The sequence below is a fragment of the Rhodococcus sp. C1 genome, assembly GCF_020809065.1.
Taxonomy (GTDB): domain Bacteria; phylum Actinomycetota; class Actinomycetes; order Mycobacteriales; family Mycobacteriaceae; genus Rhodococcus_F; species Rhodococcus_F qingshengii.
This window is the reverse complement of sequence record NZ_CP078080.1, coordinates 2540471-2559885: the sequence shown is the minus strand read 5'-3', so window position 1 is coordinate 2559885 and position 19415 is coordinate 2540471. Positions and strand designations below refer to the sequence as shown.

General features: G+C 62.5%; 17 protein-coding genes and 2 tRNA genes. 6 read left to right on the top strand and 13 right to left on the bottom strand.

Going from position 1 to position 19415, the window contains the following annotated elements:
• Positions 1-7 precede the first annotated feature (7 nt).
• Positions 8-934: a bifunctional NUDIX hydrolase/histidine phosphatase family protein gene (locus KTR60_RS11815; protein WP_007729338.1), complete on the top strand. Its 927-nt coding sequence runs from the start codon at positions 8-10 to the stop codon at positions 932-934.
• Positions 935-1101: 167 nt separating this feature from the next.
• Here the strand turns inward: KTR60_RS11815 and KTR60_RS11810 are convergent, their stop codons facing one another.
• From KTR60_RS11810 to leuC, 3 genes are all read right to left on the bottom strand, one after another.
• Positions 1102-1788, bottom strand: a complete 687-nt coding sequence (locus KTR60_RS11810; protein ID WP_047271271.1) for an HU family DNA-binding protein — start codon at positions 1786-1788, stop codon at positions 1102-1104.
• Positions 1789-1945: 157 nt separating this feature from the next.
• Positions 1946-2554 (bottom strand): 3-isopropylmalate dehydratase small subunit, encoded by a 609-nt coding sequence (gene leuD / locus KTR60_RS11805; RefSeq protein ID WP_228402167.1) that lies wholly within the window; start codon positions 2552-2554, stop codon positions 1946-1948.
• 28 nt (positions 2555-2582) lie between these two features.
• The gene (gene leuC / locus KTR60_RS11800) at positions 2583-4004 is read right to left on the bottom strand and encodes a 3-isopropylmalate dehydratase large subunit (protein ID WP_003944727.1); all 1422 of its coding nucleotides are present in this window, start codon (positions 4002-4004) and stop codon (positions 2583-2585) included.
• Between the two features lie 158 nt (positions 4005-4162).
• On the opposite strand from leuC, the gene KTR60_RS11795 reads away from it, so the two are divergent.
• The 3 genes from KTR60_RS11795 (at position 4163) to KTR60_RS11785 (ending at position 5704) form a co-directional block, all read left to right on the top strand.
• Positions 4163-4864: an IclR family transcriptional regulator gene (locus KTR60_RS11795; RefSeq protein WP_007729342.1), complete on the top strand. Its 702-nt coding sequence runs from the start codon at positions 4163-4165 to the stop codon at positions 4862-4864.
• Positions 4865-4919: 55 nt separating this feature from the next.
• On the top strand, positions 4920-5423 hold the full coding sequence (locus KTR60_RS11790; protein WP_003944740.1) for a pyridoxamine 5'-phosphate oxidase family protein: 504 nt from the start codon (positions 4920-4922) through the stop codon (positions 5421-5423).
• 83 nt (positions 5424-5506) lie between these two features.
• Positions 5507-5704 carry a DUF5302 domain-containing protein gene (locus tag KTR60_RS11785; protein ID WP_007729345.1) on the top strand — a complete coding sequence of 66 codons (198 nt, stop codon included), beginning with the start codon at positions 5507-5509 and terminating at the stop codon, positions 5702-5704.
• 139 nt (positions 5705-5843) lie between these two features.
• On the opposite strand, the gene KTR60_RS11780 is transcribed toward KTR60_RS11785, so the two are convergent.
• The 10 genes from KTR60_RS11780 to KTR60_RS11735 all read right to left on the bottom strand — a co-directional run bounded on the left by KTR60_RS11780 (position 5844) and on the right by KTR60_RS11735 (position 16626).
• A tRNA-Glu gene (locus KTR60_RS11780) sits at positions 5844-5916 on the bottom strand.
• A 96-nt stretch (positions 5917-6012) separates the two neighbouring features.
• Positions 6013-6084, bottom strand: a tRNA-Gln gene (locus tag KTR60_RS11775).
• A gap of 156 nt (positions 6085-6240) precedes the next feature.
• Positions 6241-7716 (bottom strand): glutamate--tRNA ligase, encoded by a 1476-nt coding sequence (gene gltX, locus KTR60_RS11770; protein WP_003944712.1) that lies wholly within the window; start codon positions 7714-7716, stop codon positions 6241-6243.
• 73 nt (positions 7717-7789) lie between these two features.
• Complete coding sequence (locus tag KTR60_RS11765; RefSeq protein ID WP_030535413.1) at positions 7790-8950, bottom strand: alkane 1-monooxygenase; 1161 nt, start codon at positions 8948-8950, stop codon at positions 7790-7792.
• 391 nt (positions 8951-9341) lie between these two features.
• Positions 9342-10115, bottom strand: a complete 774-nt coding sequence (locus tag KTR60_RS11760; RefSeq protein ID WP_003944722.1) for a fumarylacetoacetate hydrolase family protein — start codon at positions 10113-10115, stop codon at positions 9342-9344.
• Positions 10116-10199: 84 nt separating this feature from the next.
• Positions 10200-11213 (bottom strand): 3-isopropylmalate dehydrogenase, encoded by a 1014-nt coding sequence (locus KTR60_RS11755; protein WP_003944691.1) that lies wholly within the window; start codon positions 11211-11213, stop codon positions 10200-10202.
• 74 nt (positions 11214-11287) lie between these two features.
• Positions 11288-12880, bottom strand: a complete 1593-nt coding sequence (gene serA / locus KTR60_RS11750; protein ID WP_003944758.1) for a phosphoglycerate dehydrogenase — start codon at positions 12878-12880, stop codon at positions 11288-11290.
• Between the two features lie 250 nt (positions 12881-13130).
• The gene (gene ilvC, locus KTR60_RS11745; RefSeq protein ID WP_030535412.1) at positions 13131-14132 is read right to left on the bottom strand and encodes a ketol-acid reductoisomerase; all 1002 of its coding nucleotides are present in this window, start codon (positions 14130-14132) and stop codon (positions 13131-13133) included.
• 53 nt (positions 14133-14185) lie between these two features.
• Positions 14186-14689 carry an acetolactate synthase small subunit gene (gene ilvN, locus KTR60_RS11740; protein ID WP_003944718.1) on the bottom strand — a complete coding sequence of 168 codons (504 nt, stop codon included), beginning with the start codon at positions 14687-14689 and terminating at the stop codon, positions 14186-14188.
• Positions 14686-16626, bottom strand: coding sequence for an acetolactate synthase large subunit (locus tag KTR60_RS11735; protein WP_030535411.1), 1941 nt, complete (start codon positions 16624-16626; stop codon positions 14686-14688). The genes ilvN and KTR60_RS11735 overlap by 4 nt, the downstream gene beginning before the upstream one ends.
• A 266-nt stretch (positions 16627-16892) precedes the next feature.
• On the opposite strand from KTR60_RS11735, the gene KTR60_RS11730 reads away from it, so the two are divergent.
• On the top strand, positions 16893-17414 hold the full coding sequence (locus KTR60_RS11730) for a PH domain-containing protein (protein ID WP_039973093.1): 522 nt from the start codon (positions 16893-16895) through the stop codon (positions 17412-17414).
• 72 nt (positions 17415-17486) lie between these two features.
• Positions 17487-19328 (top strand): dihydroxy-acid dehydratase, encoded by a 1842-nt coding sequence (gene ilvD, locus KTR60_RS11725; protein ID WP_007729361.1) that lies wholly within the window; start codon positions 17487-17489, stop codon positions 19326-19328.
• Positions 19329-19415 lie beyond the last annotated feature (87 nt).

Sequence of the window (19415 nt, the reverse complement as noted above, 5' to 3'; positions counted from 1 at the left end):
TCACACAATGAGCGACAAGCCGGTCAAAGCCAACATCTTTGCCGCAGGCGCGGTTCTGTGGCGGAAGGCTCCTCAGGATCCTTCCGCCATCGAGATCGCCGTCGTACATCGACCGAAGTACGACGACTGGTCATTCCCCAAAGGAAAGCTCGATCCCGGCGAGACCTTCTTGACCGCAGCAGTTCGCGAGGTCCGCGAAGAGACCTCGATCACCGGACGTTTCGGAAGGCACCTCGGTGGCGTGACGTACCCGATCCCGGGACATCGCAAACTCAAACGGGTCGAATACTGGTCGGCCGAAGCAGTGGACGGAGATTTCGGGCCGAATAGCGAAGTGGATGTTCTCTATTGGCTTCCGGTCACCGAGGTCGCCGATCATCTTTCCTACCCGATGGATCGAATGATTCTTCGCCGCTTCGTTTCCCTTCGGCCTGACACGAAAACGGTATTACTCGTCCGCCACGCAAAAGCTGGAAGCCGTAAGCGATACAAGGGCGACGACAATGTGCGTCCACTCGACGCCAAGGGCAAAGAGCAATCCGCCGCCTTGGTCGAACAGCTGAAAATCTTCGGAGCCGATTCGGTTTTCGCGGCTGACCGTACGCGCTGCATCGACACTGTGATGCCATTGGCGGAGGCATTGGGTGTAGAGATTTCGACGGAACCTCTTCTGACCGAAGAAGGTTACGAGGCCGATCCCGACGCCGCCAGGGCGCGTGCGCTGCAGATCGCCGCACTGGAGGGCACTCCCGTAATCTGCAGCCAAGGAGGCGTCATCCCCGATTTGATGCGCTGGTGGGCTGATACGGCCGGTGTAACACTGCCCTCGGCGCGCAACCGTAAGGCGAGCACTTGGGTGCTCTCGTTCCTCGACGGCCGTCTGGTAGCCGCGGATCACCTCGACAGCCCGCTCCCCAAAGTCGCCAACTCCTGAGGGATTTGGACCAACCGACACTCAGCTCGATTCGGTAGTTTTGCAAAGCACTGAAACACAGGAGAATTCACACTTCTCCCAGACAGCAAAAAAGAGGTGCAGCCGCGGATCTGATCCGCGGCTGCACCTCTTTGTCTTACGGCATCGGGTTTTTCACCCGAACGCGACTACTTTGCGCGCTTGGCCGGAGCCTTCTTGGCCGGAGCCTTCTTGGCTGCGGTCTTGGCGGGAGCCTTCTTGGCCGGAGCCTTCTTGGCCGGAGCCTTGGCTGCGGTCTTGGCCGGAGCCTTCTTGGCGGGAGCCTTGGTGGCAACCGTCTTCTTGGCTGCGGTCTTGGCCGGAGCCTTCTTGGCGGGAGCCTTGGTGGCAACCGTCTTCTTGGCTGCGGTCTTGGCCGGAGCCTTCTTGGCGGGAGCCTTCGCGGCAACCGTCTTCTTGGCTGCGGTCTTGGCCGGAGCCTTCTTGGCCGGAGCCTTCTTGGCTGCGGTCTTCTTGGCAGCAGCCTTCTTGGCTGCAGCCTTGGTGGCCGGTGCTGCTACGCCACGCTTGACTGCCGGGCCGGTGGCCGGAAGCTTCTGTCCACCAGCGATAACAGCCTTGAACTGCGCACCCGGACGGAAAGCCGGAACCGACGTCGGCTTGACCTTGACGGTCTCGCCCGTACGCGGGTTGCGTGCAACACGTGCTGCACGACGACGCTGCTCGAAGACTCCGAAGCCGGTGATGGTCACGCTCTCGCCACGGTGGACGGCGCGGACGATGGTGTCCACGACGTGCTCCACTGCGTCGGTCGCTGTGCGCCTGTCCGAACCCAGCTTTTCAGTCAGAACATCGATGAGCTCTGCCTTGTTCATTGAAATTCCTCCGCTAATTGTGGTCCACCGTCGGACCGACTGAGAACCACGGTAAACCTGATAACGGCAAGAGTCTATGTGCCACGCCAATTCTCATTCAACGTGACTGCGAAATGGTGACCTATTTCTCTTCCCGCGCGGAGTTGCGGATTTCGGTTCAGCCCTGCGAAATTCGGGCTGGAAGGGTAGTCGGTTTCCATGAAGGCCTTGACTTTTCGAACTCGGAAATCGCGTCTACCTGCCGCAATGTCAGTCCGATGTCGTCGAGACCCTCCAGCAGACGCCACCGTGTGTAGTCGTCAATATTGAACGGCACCACCGTAGTTCCGGCGCTGACGGTCCGATTCTCGAGATCTACTGTCAATTCCAGTCCGGGCCGCTCTTCGAGCAACTTCCAGAGCAATTCGACGTCGCTCTGCTCGACCTGTGCCGCTACGAGACCGGCTTTTCCGGCGTTTCCGCGGAATATGTCGGCGAACCGGGAAGCAATGACGACCCGAAATCCGAAGTCGGAGAGAGCCCACACGGCATGCTCACGCGAAGAGCCCGTGCCGAAATCGGGACCGGCCACGAGGACGCTTCCCTTGTCGTACGGAGCCAGATTTAGAATGAAGTTGGGGTCGGTACGCCAGCCTGCAAACAGCCCGTCCTCGAATCCGGTGCGCGTCACCCGTTTCAGGTACACGGCAGGGATGATCTGGTCGGTATCGACATTCGAGCGTCGCAGCGGGACGCCGATACCCTTGTGCGTGGTAAAGGATTCCATCGAAATTCTCCTCGAGATGGTAAGTGGGTCAGACCAGATCGGCCGGTGCCGAGAGCGTTCCGCGGACCGCCGTGGCAGCCGCGACGAGCGGGGAAACCAGATGAGTCCGGCCGCCTTTACCCTGTCGGCCTTCGAAATTCCGGTTGGACGTCGATGCCGAACGCTCGCCGGGAGCAAGCTGGTCAGGGTTCATTCCCAAGCACATCGAGCAACCGGCCTGGCGCCATTCAGCCCCTGCCGCTGTGAAGATTTCACCGAGACCTTCGCTTTCGGCTTGAGCCCGCACCCGCATCGAGCCGGGAACGATGAGCATCCGAACGCCCTCTGCCACATGGCGACCCTCGAGCACCTCCGCCACTGCGCGCAGGTCTTCGATGCGTCCGTTGGTGCACGAACCGACGAACACGGTGTCGACAGAAACATCCCGAAGCGGCATACCGGCGTCGAGACCCATGTAGGTGAGCGCCTTCTCGGCTGCCTGACGCTCGCTCTCGTCGACGATCAGTTCGGGATCAGGCACACGGTCGCCGAGCGGCGCACCCTGTCCCGGATTGGTTCCCCACGTGACGAAAGGCGTCAATGCGCTTGCGTCGATGTGAACCTCGTTGTCGAATTCCGCGCCCTCGTCGGTCTTGAGCAACTCCCACGCGGCGACGGCTTCGTCCCACTCTGCGCCGGACGGTGCATGCGGACGGCCCTTGATGAACTCGTAAGTGGTCTCGTCCGGTGCGATCATGCCCGCGCGGGCTCCGGCCTCGATCGACATGTTGCAGATGGTCATACGAGCTTCCATCGACAGTTTGCGAATGGCCTCGCCGCGGTACTCCAGTACGTAGCCCTGGCCGCCGCCGGTGCCGATCTTGGCGATGACTGCGAGGATCAAGTCCTTGCTCGTGACGCCGGGAGGCAGCTCGCCGTCGACCGTGATCGCCATGGTCTTGAAGGGGCGCAACGACAATGTCTGCGTTGCCATCACATGCTCGACCTCGCTGGTGCCGATTCCCATTGCGAGCGCACCGAATGCGCCGTGCGTCGACGTATGACTGTCGCCGCACACCACGGTGGTTCCGGGCTGCGTCAGGCCGAGCTGCGGTCCGACCACATGCACGATGCCTTGGTCGAGATCGCCCATGCGGTGCAAGCGAACTCCGAACTCCTCGCAATTTCGGCGCAAGGTGTCGACCTGAGTCTTGGACACAGGATCTGCGATCGGCTTGTCGATGTCGATCGTCGGAACGTTGTGGTCCTCGGTGGCAATCGTCAGGTCGGGACGGCGCAACTGGCGTCCCGCCAGGCGAAGTCCGTCGAATGCCTGGGGGCTCGTCACTTCGTGAACGAGGTGGAGATCGATGTAGATGAGGTCGGGATCCTGCCCCTCCCCTTTCACGACAACGTGGTCGTCCCACACCTTCTCGGCGAGAGTGCGTGCTTTCTGTGCCATGTCTTCCACCTCTGTACGTAGCCTCGCGTCGGCGGACTACGGGCTGGCCCGCCGCGCGTGAAGTAGGTCCCCAGCCTTCACAGCAGATGCAGACTGTCCCGAGGAAATGCGCTATCCCTCCAGGAAATGCGGTAGCATCCCACTATGCGAGAAACTGGTATCGACCTATGAGACAGCATAGCGGCATCGGCGTCCTGGACAAAGCAATGGGCGTGCTTCATGCAGTAGCTGAGGAACCGTGCAGCCTCACCGAACTCTGTGCACGAACCGGTTTGCCGCGCGCGACCGCCCATAGACTCGCCGTCGGTCTCGAAGTCCATCGACTCCTCACTCGCGACTCGGACGGTCAGTGGTGCCCAGGGCCCGGACTCGCCGAACTCGCTGCCACCGCTAATGATCCACTCATTGCTGCGGCCGGACTCATCCTCCCCCGCCTTCGCGAAATCACCGGCGAAAGCGTCCAGCTGTACCGTCGCGAAGGCACACAACGCATCTGCGTCGCGTCGATGGAACCACCGACCGGCCTGCGTGACACGGTGCTCGTCGGAGCCCGACTGCCGATGAACGCCGGATCCGGCGCCAAGGTCCTTCTCGCATGGGCAGATCCACAAACCCAACGGACCGTCCTCGCCGATGCGTCCTTCGGCGAACGAGTGCTCCTCGAGGTTCGCCGGCGCGGCTGGGCACAGAGCGCGGCCGAACGTGAGCCCGGTGTCGCCAGCGTCGCGGCTCCCGTCCGAGACTCGGCAGGCGCTGTCATTGCCGCGATTTCGGTCTCCGGCCCCATCGATCGGATGGGTAGACGACCGGGAGCCCGCTGGGCGGCGGACCTTCTCGCAGCTGCCGAAGCGCTCCACAAGCGTCTGTAATTCGTGACACAGTAAGGCCTTCAGATCCTCGAGCACGTAGGAGTACGACGCGACCATGGCAGGAAAGCAGCGTAGTCAGATCACGATGACCGAGGCCGAAATCTCGAGCTTCGTCGAAAAGAGCCGTACGGCAACGATGGCGACGTTGAGCGCCGACGGAATGCCTCACCTGATCGCGATGTGGTTCGCGATAGTCGACGGCGAAATCTGGTTCGAGACCAAAGCCAAGTCGCAGAAGGCCGTCAATCTTCGCCGGGACGCCCGAATGTCCGTCCTGATCGAAGACGGTCAGACGTACGACACGCTCCGAGGAGTCTCGATGGAGGGTACCGGGGTCATCGTCGAAGATCCGGAAGCCCTCTTCGCTGTGGGAATCAGCGTCTGGGAGCGGTACACGGGCCCGTACACCGACGATCTCCGCCCGGCCGTCGACGCGATGCTCCACAAGCGCGTCGCGGTACGGTTCGTTCCCGATCGAACTCGTTCGTGGGATCACCGCAAGCTCGGGATGCCTGCGATGCCTCTTTCCGGCTCTACCGCACCGCCGCCGCAGCCCTGAGATTCGTGAGCGGAAAAATCACGAGCAATCGAATTCGGGCCGGCGTAGTTTCACCAACAGGCCCAACAACAAGGAGTGAGCATATGAGCGATCTCGACAGCAACACCCCGTCCGAACCCGAATCCCAATCGGAGGAAACCAAACGAAAGTTCCGTGAGGCCCTCGAACGGAAGAATCATCAGAACGCCAAATCGACCGACCATCGCGACGGACAGTCCAAGGTCCACAACACGCATGGCCCGGCCGATCACAAGCGAGAGTTCCGCCGTAAGAGCGGATAACCGATCGCGGACAACAGAGTGAGATGACGATCACCCCCAGTCGAATTCGACTGGGGGTGATCGTTTTTCGCATCGCCGGATACATTTCCCGCACATACGAAAAGACCCCCCGATCAATGATCAGAGGGTCTTTCCTTTGTAGCCCCGACGGGATTCGAACCCGCGCTACCGCCTTGAGAGGGCGGCGTCCTAGGCCGCTAGACGACGGGGCCAGGACACGCTTTTAAACGTGGTATTTCAGTCTTGCTCTTGGATGCTCAGCAAGCTTAGCTTGTCTGAGTCCGGCCACAAAATCGACCGGATTTCCGCTGGGGTACCAGGACTCGAACCTAGAATGGCGGTACCAGAAACCGCTGTGTTGCCAATTACACCATACCCCAAGGTCTTGCTCACCAGCCTTGCTCGATCCGCTTCGCTGTTGTGCTCGGCGGCTCGTCTCCGGCCGAAAAGAAGATTACCAGTACCCCTGCCCCAAATACCAAATCGTATGGTCACAGGAGGTTTTTGCTTCATTTTCGGCCGGAAGACCGTCCGATCTAGGCGGTTACCGCTGCCCTACCGGCGCGCAACCGAGCGAGCGAGACCTCACGACCGAGCAATTCCATCGACTCGTACAGCGGAGGGCTGATGTGAGAGCCCGTGATCGCGACCCGAACCGGAGCGAAGGCCTTACGCGGTTTGAGCTCCAGATCCTCGATGAGGGCCTTCTTGAGTGCTTCCTCGATACTGGCCGCCGACCACTCTGAGATGGCATCGAGCGCCGCAAGAGACGCGTCCAGAACCGGACCGGCATCTTCCTTCAGGTTCTTTGCCGCCGCGGCCGGATCGAGAGCAAACGACGCCTCGTCGACGAACAGGAATTTCAGCAGATCCCACGCGTCGGACAGGACGACGATGCGCGTCTGCACGAGGTCCGCCGCAACAGTGAACGTCGCTTCGTCGACGTCGGCGCCGATATGTCCGTGCTCCACCAGGAACGACTTCAGACGACCGGCGAAGTCGGCCGGCTCGAGCAGACGAATGTGCTCGGCATTGATCGCGTCGGCCTTCTTCTGGTCGAAGCGGGCAGGATTGGAGTTGACCTTGGAGACGTCGAAGGCCGCAACCATCTCGTCGAGCGAGAAGACGTCGTGATCGTCGGCGATGCTCCACCCGAGCAGAGCCAAGTAGTTCAGCAATCCCTCGGGAATGAAGCCCCGATCGCGGTGGATGAAGAGGTTGGACTCGGGATCGCGCTTGGAAAGCTTCTTGTTGCCCTGACCCATCACGAAAGGCAAGTGCCCGAACGACGGTGTGAAATCGGCGACACCGATACGAATCAATGCCTCGTACAACGCGAGCTGACGCGGAGTCGAGGACAGCAGATCTTCGCCGCGCAGTACATGGGTGATCTTCATCAACGCGTCGTCAACCGGGTTGACCAACGTGTACAGCGGAATGCCGTTGCCGCGAGTCAGCGCGAAGTCCGGAACGGTGCCTGCCTTGAACGTGGTCTCGCCCCGCACCAGGTCGTTCCAGGTCAGATCATGATCGGGCATCCGGAGGCGGACGACGGGCTTGCGCCCCTCGGCGATGTAGGCAGCGCGCTGCTCGTCGCTGAGCTCGCGATCGAAGTTGTCGTATCCGAGCTTCGGATCGCGTCCGGCCGCCTTGTGTCGCGCTTCGACCTCCTCGTTGGTCGAATAGGACTCGTAGGCCTCGCCCGCGGCCAGCAACTTGGCAACAACGTCGAGATGCAGGTCGCGACGCTCGGACTGGCGATACGGTGCGTGCGGCCCACCGACCTCCGGGCCTTCGTCCCAATTGAGCCCCAACCAGCGGAGGGCGTCGAGGATGGCCTGGTAGGACTCTTCACTGTCGCGCTGCGCATCGGTGTCTTCGATACGGAACACGAATGTGCCGCCGTGGTGTCGTGCGAATGCCCAGTTGAACAAGGCGGTGCGCACCAAACCCACGTGCGGGGTTCCGGTGGGTGACGGACAGAAACGGACGCGTACTTCGCTGTTGGTCATGGCTCACTTGGCTCGGCGATGATGGATGGTCGTACTACAGGTTAGTCCGGCAGCCCTTCCTCCATCCGGCCGATCACTTACCCGGCAGGACGTTGATGCGTGTCATGTCGCCGTCGTAGTAGGCCAGCAGTCGCTTGTCCATGACCTTTCGCCACAGCGGCGGCACCCACGCGCAGACGATCATGACTGCGTAACCCGCTGGAAGTTGCGGCGCTTCGGCCGCACTTCGCAGGCTCTGGTACCGCAGACGCGGATTCGCGTGATGGTCGCTGTGACGCTGAAGTTGATAGAGGAACAGATTGCTGACGACGTGGTCGCTGTTCCAGCTGTCCTCGGGCGAGCACCGGACGTACGAGCCGTCAGGCCGCTTCGCACGTAGCAAGCCGTAGTGCTCGAGATAGTTGGCGGTCTCGAGGAACGTGAAGCCTGCAATTGCCTGAACGGCGAGCCACGGCGCAATTTCCCAGCCGAACGCGGCGATCAGACTGCCGAACAGAACCACACTCATCGCCCACGCGTTCAGGATGTTGTTGCGGTAACTCCACGTCCGTCTCCCCTGACGCCTCAGACGAGCGCTTTCGATCCGCCATCCCGAGCGCAGGCCGCCGATGACGCTGCGAGGCAAGAAGAACCAGAAGTTTTCCTTATACCGCGAGCTGGCCGGATCCTCCGGCGTCGCGACGCGGACGTGATGACCATGGTTGTGTTCGACGTAGAAATGGCCGTAGAAGGACTGCGCGAGCGCTACTTTCGCGAGCCACTTCTCGAGCTTCTCACTCTTGTGCCCCAATTCATGCGCCGCGTTGATCCCCACACCGGCAACCACGCCGGCAGTCATCGCGAGCGCGAACTTCTCCCCCGCCGCCATCGGCGCGTTCACCCAACACCACGCGACGAACACCAGCCCGACGTATTGGAGGGGCAGGAACAAGTACGTGCACCAGCGGTAGAAACGATCCTCTTGCAATTCAGGGATCGCTTCGTCCGGTGGGCTGTTACCGTCCTCGCCCGCCAGGAGATCGATCAGGGGAATGACGATGACGATCAGCCACGCCCCGATGGCCCAGAAGAGCCCGAGACTGAATTTGTCGACCAGGAACCACGCAGCGAACGGGCTGAGAGGAACCAGCAAACCCAGTGGCCACAGGTAGCGCTTCTTGTCTCGCCACACCGGCCGCTGCCCGTTCCGCGCTTGCCCTGCCGCTGTCCGGGAGGCTTCCGCGAAGGTCGTCATGTATCACCACGTTTCTGCGCAATCCACTCGATTGCCCCATCGGCTTCTATCCAGTTATCGGTCACCCTACTGCTCAGCGTTACATTTCAGGGAATTTGGTCTGTTACGGGCCGCGACAGCAAACCGTGTGGCGAACTCTCCCAACCTGGCCAAATCCGACATAACGCCAGGAGGATCAGAGGCGAAGCTTCGCCTGGGTCATGAAACCCGCAGGTCAGTCCCGGAGCCTGATTTCTTCGAGTCGGTTGGCAATCCCGATCAATCCACTGGCGATAGTTACCATCTTGCAACTTTTCTGCGACAGACACCTCTCGACCTCACACCACGACGGAGGCCCCATCCGGTTGGATGGGGCCTCCGTAGTCGCGTGACTGAACGAACCGGGTCAGGATCAGCTCTTGGCGGTCACCGGGTTCGTGAGCGTGCCGATCCCCGAGACCGTGACCGACACGGAATCGCCGTCGACGATCGGGCCTACTCCGGCGGGGGTGCCGGTGAGGATGACGTCGCCAGGCAAGAGAGTCATCACCGCCGAGATCCACTCGATGATCTTCGGAATGTCGTGGAGGAGAAAAGCCGTGCTGCTGTCCTGCTTGACCTGACCGTTCACTTCGGTCTTGATGTCGACGTCGGACGCATCCAGACTGGTTTCGATCCACGGTCCGAGTGGGCAGAAAGTGTCGTGGCCCTTCGCGCGCGTCCACTGCCCGTCGTGACGCTGATGATCTCGCGCCGACACGTCGTTGGCGATCGTGTAACCGAGGACCACGCTCAACGCCTTCGCCGCCGGAACGTCCTTGCACGGTTGACCGATGACGACCGCGAGTTCACCCTCGAAGTGCACCTCGTTCGAGGTGGGAGGCAAGACGATCGGGGCACCCGGGCCAACTATGGACGTGTTGGGCTTGAGGAAGATCACGGGGTCCGCGGGAGCCTCTCCGCCCATCTCCGCGATGTGATCTGCATAATTCTTGCCGATGCAGATCACCTTGCTGGCGAGAATCGGAGCCAGCAGACGGACATCGGCGAGCGGCCAACTTCGGCCGGTAAATGTGGGGTTCCCGAACGGGTGCTCCGCAATTTCCTTGGCGACGAGGGCATCCTCTTCACCTTCGATACTGACGAACGCAACACCATCGGGACTGGCAATTCGACCAAGACGCATGCCGGCCAGTCTATCGGGGTGCCGGAAACGACTGACGCGCGCAAGCCGAAAGGCTTACGCGCGTCAGTCTCGTGAAAGAATTCCTTACAGCGCTGCAGTGATCCGGTCGCCGATCTCCGTTGTGGAGATGGGACCTTCGCCGCGGGTAGCCAGGTCGGCAGCGACCACAGCCTCGACCCGAGCGGCGTCGTCCTCGCGTCCGAGATGGCGAAGAAGCAGTGCGGCCGAGAGGATCGCGGCGGTGGGATCAGCGATTCCCTTGCCGGCGATGTCCGGAGCACTGCCGTGAACGGGCTCGAACATCGACGGGTTGGTACCCGAGGCATCGATGTTTCCGCTTGCGGCCAAACCGATGCCACCGGTTACGGCGCCGGCGAGGTCGGTGATGATGTCACCGAAGAGGTTGTCCGTGACGATCACGTCGAAGCGCGACGGGTCGGTGACCATGTAGATCGTGGCCGCGTCGATGTGGCAGTACGCGGTTTCGACGTCCGGGAACTCGGCACCGACGGTCTCGATTGCACGCGTCCAGATTGCGCCCGCGTTGGAGAGCACGTTGGTCTTGTGAATCAAGGTGAGGTGCTTGGACCGGGTCTGCGCCAAGGCAAATGCGTAACGCACCACGCGCTCGGCACCGAACCAGGTATTGATCGACACCTCGGTCGCGATCTCGTGATCGGTGCCGACGCGGATCGCTCCACCGTTTCCGGTGTACGGACCCTCGGTGCCTTCACGAACCACGACGAAGTCGATCTCCGGCTGCGCCGCCAACGGCGACAGCGCACCCGGATACAGCTGTGCGGGGCGAAGATTCACGTGATGATCGAGCTGGAAGCGCATGTTCAGCAGCAGACCACGCTCGAGGATGCCGGGTGCGACGATCCGCGGATCACCGATGGCGCCCAACAGGATTGCGTCGTGCTGACGAATCTGGTCCAGCTCGTCGGCCGGAAGCAACTCGCCGGTGGCGTTGTAGCGACGGGCACCGAGATCGTATTCGGTGGTTTCCAGATCTGGAACCAACTTGCCGAGCACCTTGAGCGCCTCGGCAGTGACCTCGACGCCGATTCCGTCACCCGGAATGACCGCAAGCTTCATGGAGTCCTCATCTCAGTAGAACTGTGCGCCTTTATCAACCGCGGGCGGTTGATAAAGGCGCACAGCAAAAACAATCAGGAAAGGTCGACCTGGGCGACGCGAGCGTCGAGCTGCGAGACGATTGCCTCGACCTCGGCGTCACCGACGACGCGATCGACGCGCAAGATGACAGTTGCGCCTTCGCCTTCGGCATCCTGGCTCAGTGCTGCTGCGAGGATGTCGACGCCCGCGTTTCCGAGGACGGTGCCGAGGACACCGAGAACGCCCGGGCGATCGCTGTAGTGAACGACGATGTTGTGGCCCTCGGCGCGCAGGTCGAAGCTGCGTCCGTTGATGTTGACGATCTTCTCGACCTGCTGCAGACCGGTGAGTGCGCCCGTGACCGACGTGACCGTGCCGTCGGCGGCAACTGCACGCACCTCGACCGCGCTGCGGTGAGCAAGAGCCTCGGAGTGCTTCTCGACCGACACGGTCACGCCGCGCTGCTCGGCCAGTGCCGGAGCGTTGACGAACGTGACAGCCTCATCGCTGCTGGCGGAGAACACGCCGCGCAGTGCAGCCAGGCCGAGGATGTCGACGGTTTCGGCAGACAGCTCGCCGGTGGCGACAACCTGCACGGTCTGCACAGCTTCGGGCGACAACGTCGCAGCGAGGAGACCGAGCTTGCGGACGAGCTCGAGCCACGGAGCAACTTCTTCGCCCACGGGGCCGCCGGAGACGTTGACGGCCTCGGGAACGAATTCGCCTGCCAGAGCGAGGAGAACACTCTTGGCCACGTCGATACCTGCGCGGTCCTGAGCCTCGGACGTCGATGCTCCGAGGTGCGGGGTGACAACGACGTTGTCGAGCTCGAAAAGCTTGGAATCGGTGCACGGCTCGGTGCTGAACACGTCGAGACCGGCGCCTCGGACCTTGCCGGAGACGAGTGCGTCGTAGAGCGCATCTTCGTCGATCAGACCACCGCGAGCGGCGTTGACGATGATGACGCCGTCCTTGGCCTTGGCGAGGCGCTCGGCGTTGATCAGGCCGGCCGTTTCCTTGGTCTTGGGCAGGTGCACGGAGATGAAGTCGGCGCGCTCGACGAGCTCGTCGATGGTGACCAGTTCGATGCCGAGCTGCGCTGCGCGCGCTGCGGGCAGGTAGGGGTCGTACGCGATGATCGTGGTCTCGAACGCAGCGAGACGCTGCGCGAAGAGCTGGCCGATGCGGCCGAGTCCGACGACACCGACGGTCTTGCCGAGGATCTCGACACCGTTGAACTTGCTTCGCTTCCAGGTGTTCTCACGCAGGGTCTTGTCTGCTGCGGGAATCTGGCGAGCGGTCGACATGAGGAGCGCGACAGCGTGCTCGGCAGCGGAGTGAATGTTGGAGGTCGGTGCGTTGACGACCATCACGCCGCGCTCGGTGGCCGCGGGGATCTCGACGTTGTCCAGGCCGACACCGGCGCGGCCGATGATCTTCAGCTTGGTGCCGGCAGCCAGAACCTCGGCGTCGACGGTAGTGGCGGAACGGACGAGAATCGCGTCGGCCTCGGGTACCGCGGCGAGCAGCGCCGGGCGGTCGGGTCCGTCGACCCAACGCACCTCCACACCGTCACCGAGCGCCTCGACTGTGGACGGCGCGAGCTTGTCGGCGATCAGAACAACGGGACGGCCAGGCTGGCTCACGTGCAAACTCCCTGATTAGGTGGGTGTGAAGGTGGTTTAACCACCGATAGTTTAGTGCGCGCTCACTTGGAATCCACAACGCGGTAGGCAATACCACATAGTGGACACTTTCGCGGGCAAATTCTCGACGGAATATGAATCCGGACTCAGACGACCCGGAAAACGACTCCGGCCCAATGCCGCGCTGGTTCAACGTAATTGAACCGGCGCGGCATCAGGCCAGTGGAGACGTGGAGCGTGAAACTGCGAATTACGCGGTTTCGGTGATCGGACGATCGACCCAGCTCATCAGGTCGCGCAGCTTCTTGCCGGTGACCTCGATGGGGTGCTCGGCGTTGGCCTTGCGCAGGCCCTCGAGCTCGGTGTTGCCGTTCTCGACGTTGGCAACCAGACGACGGGTGAACTCGCCGGACTGGATGTCGGCCAGGATCGCCTTCATGCGCTCCTTGGTGTCGGCGTCGATGACGCGCGGGCCGGAGAGGTATCCACCGAACTCAGCGGTGTCGGACACCGAGTAGTTCATGCGGGCGATGCCACCCTCGTACATGAGGTCGACGATGAGCTTGAGCTCGTGCAGAACCTCGAAGTACGCCATCTCGGGTGCGTAGCCGGCCTCGACCATGACCTCGAAACCGGTCTTGACCAGTTCCTCGGTGCCGCCGCAGAGCACGGCCTGCTCGCCGAAGAGGTCCGTCTCGGTCTCTTCCTTGAACGTGGTCTTGATGACGCCTGCGCGGGTTCCGCCGATGCCCTTGGCGTAGGACAGAGCGAGAGCCTGGCCTTCACCCTTGGGATCCTGGTCGATGGCGATGAGCGCGGGAACGCCCTTGCCGTCGACGAACTGACGACGCACCAGGTGGCCGGGGCCCTTGGGGGCGACCATGCCGACGGTGACGAACTCCGGAGCCTTGATCAGGTCGAAGTGAATGTTCAGGCCGTGACCGAAGAACAGCGCGTCGCCGTCCTTGAGGTTCGGCTCGATGTCATTGGTGAAAATGCTCGCCTGAGCGGTGTCAGGTGCGAGCACCATGATGACGTCGGCCCACTCGGAAACCTCTGCCGGCGTACCGACCGTCAGCCCCTGCTCTTCAGCCTTCTCACGCGACTTCGAGCCTTCCTTGAGGCCGATGCGCACATCGACGCCCGAGTCACGCAGGCTCAGCGAATGGGCGTGGCCCTGGCTTCCGTAGCCGATCACAGCAACCTTGCGGCCCTGAATGATCGACAGATCGGCATCGTCGTCGTAGAACATCTCGACTGCCACAGTTCTCAACCTCTCCTTGGATTTTTACGTGTCTAAAAGTACTAGCGGGTGGCCGTGATCGACTTCGGCCCTCGACCGACTGCCACGACCCCGGACTGAACGATCTCCCGGATACCGTACGGATCAAGCATCCGCAGCAGTGCATCCAGCTTGGACCGAGTACCGGTCGCCTCGATGGTGACGGACTCCGGAGAGACGTCGATCACCTTGGCGCGGAACAGGTTCACCGTTTCGATGACCTGCGTGCGCACGCTTGCATCAGCGCGCACCTTGATGAGCACGAGCTCGCGAGCGACGGATGCTTCACCGTCCTGCTCGACGATCTTGATGACGTTGATCAGCTTGTTGAGCTGCTTCGTCACCTGCTCGAGAGGGAACTCGTCGACCGTGACGACGATGGTCATACGTGAGATCTCGGGGATCTCGGTTCCGCCCACCGCAAGGGATTCGATGTTGAATCCGCGGCGGGAGAAAAGTGCGGAGACGCGAGCCAGCACGCCTGGCTTGTCCTCGACGAGAACACTGAGGGTGTGACTGGTGCTCACTTCTGATCCTCCCCTGTGCCCGCGGCGGGTCCGGCTTGCTCGCGTGACATGGCTTCGTGGATGACGGCGGGCTCGGCAACTGCCTCGTCGTCGTCGAACAGCGGCCGGATGCCCCGGGCCGCCATGATTTCGTCGTTGCTCGTTCCGGCAGCGACCATCGGCCACACCTGTGCGTCGGCGGTGACGATGAAGTCGATCACGACAGGCTTGTCGTTGATGGACTGCGCCTCACGGATCGCAGCTTCGACATCTTCTTCACGCTCGACACGAATTCCGTGGCAGCCCAATGCTTCTGCGAGCTTCACGAAGTCCGGGATGCGGATGGCGCCGTGCGTTCCGAGGTTGGTGTTGGAGTAGCGCTCTTCGTAGAAGAGTGTCTGCCACTGGCGCACCATGCCGAGGTTACCGTTGTTGATGAGGGCAACCTTGATCGGAATACCTTCGAGTGCGCAGGTTGCGAGTTCCTGATTGGTCATCTGGAAGCAGCCGTCGCCGTCGATCGCCCACACCTCGGTGTCGGGCATACCCATCTTGGCGCCCATGGCTGCGGGAACCGCGTACCCCATGGTGCCGAGCCCGCCCGAGTTGAGCCACGTGCGCGGCTTCTCGTAGCCGACGAACTGCGCGGCCCACATCTGGTGCTGACCGACGCCGGCGCAGTAGATGGCATCCGGTCCGGCGAGCTTGCCGACGGTCTGGATCACGTACTCCGGGCTCAGCTGACCGTCGGTGGGACGGTCGTAGCTCAGCGGGTACGTACGACGGATGTCATTCAGGTACGCCCACCACTCGGTGAGGTCGAACGTGGTGCCCGTGGCCATGTCGGCACGGATCGCCTCGATGAGTTCGGTGATGACCTCTTTGCAGTCGCCCACGATCGGGACGTCCGCGTAGCGGTTCTTGCCGATCTCGGCCGGGTCGATGTCGGCATGGATGACCTTGGCGTCGGGCGCGAAGGAATTCAACTGACCGGTGACGCGGTCGTCGAAACGCGCACCGAGGGTGATCAGTAGATCGCTACGCTGCAGAGCGGCGACTGCGGCAACGGTGCCGTGCATTCCCGGCATACCGCAGTTGAGGTCGTGGCTGTCCGGGAACGCGCCGCGGGCCATCAGCGTGGTGACGACGGGGATACCGGTCAGCTCGGCCAATTCGAGCAGCTCCGGCGAGGAGTCGGACTTGATGACGCCGCCACCGACGTACAGAACCGGCGACTTGGCGTCGGCGATCAGACGTGCAGCTTCACGAACCTGCTTGCCGTGCGGCTTGGTCACCGGGCGGTAGCCCGGCAGACGCATCTCCGGCGGCCACGAGAACGTGGTCTGCGACTGCAGGATGTCCTTGGGGATATCGACCAGGACGGCGCCGGGGCGACCGCTGGCCGCGAGGTAGAAGGCCTCGGCCATGATGCGCGGGATGTCGATCGCGTCGGTGATCAGGAAGTTGTGCTTGGTGACCGGCATCGTGATGCCTGAGATGTCGGCTTCCTGGAAGCCGTCGGTACCGATCAGCGAGCGCGCCACCTGCCCGGTGATCGCGACGATCGGAACGGAGTCCATCTGCGCGTCGGCCAGCGGCGTGACCAGGTTGGTCGCACCGGGACCCGAGGTGGCCATGCAGACGCCGACCTTGCCGGTCGCCTGGGCGTAACCGGTGGCAGCGTGGCCTGCACCCTGCTCGTGGCGCACGAGCACGTGGCGGACCTTGACCGAATCGAAGAGTGGGTCGTAAACCGGGAGCACGGCACCGCCGGGAATGCCGAATACCGTGTCGACCTCGAGCTCTTCGAGGGCTCGAACCACAGACTGCGCGCCGGTTACCCGCTCAGGCGGGAGCTGGCGACGGTTGGCCGTCTGGGTTGCGGCAGCCGCGGTTGTCGGGCTCGGTGTCCCTGACTTGCGCGGCGTGGGTTGAGGCCGTGCTGTTGGTGCGCTCACTGGGAAATCCTCTGATTCTGGCTCCGGGCAACAAAAAACCCCCGTCAGCATCTGCTGAGCGAGGGTGGCGCGTCGTTATCTGGTGAGTTGAAAAATCGACTCAGGCGACGACGCGCCGGCCGATTACGAGCAACTCATTCTGTTTCACGCACTCGACAGTAGAGGCGCTAGTCGCGAACGGCAAACTTGGTGAGTCGACCGTCCCAGAATCTGAGATACATCGGCTGCAATGCGAAGATGTAGAGGTGTCAACTTCGCAGCAGCCCGTGCCACCGGCTCAATCATCCCACACGCCGAAACCACTTCGGCACGTCATCCGCATTTCGCAGCTCGCTTACATGGCGTGCGCGTTCCTTCTGTTCGCGGTCAGCTTCCCGATCTTCGGGTGGCCCGTCGCCTTCAGCTGGTTGCTGATCCTTCCGATCATCGCCGTCTATCTCGTCGCGCGACTGCGCACCACCGTCAGCCCTGACGGCCTCGAGGTCCGCTCGACGTTCTCCAAGCGCACCCTCGCCTGGGACGACGTCAAGGGTTTCCGCTTCCCGAAGCGGAGTTGGGCGCGCGCGGAACTCACCGACGGAACCGAGGTGACCCTGCCTGCGGTCAGCTTCGTCAGGCTTCCCGAGATCGCGATCGCCAGCGGCGGCCGCATCACCGATCCCTATGCATCTGCCGCAGAAGCCTTCGCCGCCAAGGAAGCCGAAGAGGAAGAAGCAGCTGCAGAAGCAGAAGCAGAATCCGAGCTCGTCGAGAACACACAGGACCAGCCCGAAGAGAAGCGCCCGTAGCACGCGAGTAGCGTTGAAAGGCCCTCGCTTCTATTTGAGTGGACCAGCAACGATCACATAAGGAACACGCCCATGCCCCCGTTGAGGTCACGCACCACCACCATCGGACGTAATGCTGCCGGAGCCCGATCCCTGTGGCGCGCCACAGGAATGACGGATTCCGACTTCGGAAAGCCGATCGTCGCCGTAGCGAACTCGTACACCCAGTTCGTACCCGGCCACGTGCATCTCAAGAACGTGGGCGAGATCGTTGCCGAGGCCATCAGTGCGGCCGGCGGCGTCGCTCGTGAGTTCCACACCATCGCAGTCGACGACGGCATCGCAATGGGCCACGGCGGAATGCTCTACTCGCTCCCGAGCCGCGAGATCATCGCCGACTCGGTCGAGTACATGGCAAACGCCCACACGGCCGACGCACTGGTGTGTATCTCCAACTGCGACAAGATCACTCCCGGCATGCTCAACGCTGCGATGCGTCTCAACATCCCGACCGTCTTCGTCTCCGGTGGTCCGATGGAGGCCGGTAAGGCAGTGGTCGTCGGCGGCGTGGCCCAAGCCCCCACCGACCTCATCACCGCGATCTCCGCCTCTGCCAACGATGCCGTGTCCGACGAAGGCCTCGACGAGGTCGAGCGCAGCGCGTGCCCGACATGCGGGTCCTGCTCCGGAATGTTCACCGCCAATTCCATGAACTGCCTGACCGAGGCCCTCGGCCTCGCATTGCCGGGCAACGGCTCCACGCTGGCAACTCACAAGGCTCGTCACGCACTCTTCTCTCGTGCGGGCACCACCGTGGTCGAGGCGGCCCTCAAGTACTACCGCGACGGCGACGAGTCGGTGCTGCCACGCAACATCGCAACCCCGGCAGCGTTCCGCAACGCGATGGCTCTCGACGTCGCCATGGGTGGTTCCACCAACACCGTCCTGCACACGCTGGCTGCGGCGCAGGAAGGCGAGGTCGACTTCGACCTCGACACCATCGACGCGATCAGCCGAAAGGTTCCGTGCCTGTCCAAGGTCTCTCCCAACTCGGACTACCACATGGAAGACGTCCACCGCGCCGGCGGAATCCCCGCCCTGCTCGGTGAGCTTCGCCGCGGCGGGCTCCTCGAAACCGACGTGTCCACCGTGCACACCAAGAGCTTCGACCAGTGGCTCGACGACTGGGACATCCGCTCCGGCAAGGCAACCGACGAGGCAATCGAACTCTTCCACGCGGCTCCCGGCGGCGTGCGCACCATCGAACCGTTCTCCACGGACAACCGTTGGTCTGCCCTCGACACCGATGCGGCCGGCGGCTGTATCCGCGACGTCGAGAACGCCTACACCGTCGAAGGCGGCTTGGTTGTCCTGCGCGGCAACATCGCACTCGACGGCGCAATCCTCAAGACGGCCGGCATCGACGAGGAACTGTTTTCCTTCCAGGGCCCGGCGCTCGTCGTCGAATCCCAAGAAGAAGCCGTCTCGGTCATCTTGCAGAAGAAGATCAAGGCCGGCGACGTTCTCGTCGTGCGCTACGAAGGCCCCAAGGGTGGCCCCGGCATGCAGGAAATGCTGCACCCCACTGCCTTCCTCAAGGGCGCAGGCCTCGGTAAGGAATGCGCGCTGATCACCGACGGTCGTTTCTCGGGCGGAACCTCCGGGCTGTCCATCGGTCACATCTCCCCCGAGGCTGCCGCAGGCGGAATCATCGGTCTCGTCCAGAACGGCGATCAGGTTCGCATCGACGTCGCCTCGCGCACGCTCGAGATCCTGGTCGACGACGACGTCCTCGCCGAGCGACGCGCGAAGATGGAGGCCTCGGAGCGCCCGTGGCAGCCGGTCGATCGTCAGCGCACCGTGACGACAGCACTGCGCGCCTACGCCGCTCTGGCGACGTCCGCCGACAAGGGCGCGGTTCGCTACGTTCCGTAAGTTCTGCCACGAATCGAAAAAATCCCCGGCCGCTTTTCGGCCGGGGATTTTTTCTGTCAGCGCTCGTGCGGCTCGAGACGCCCGTAG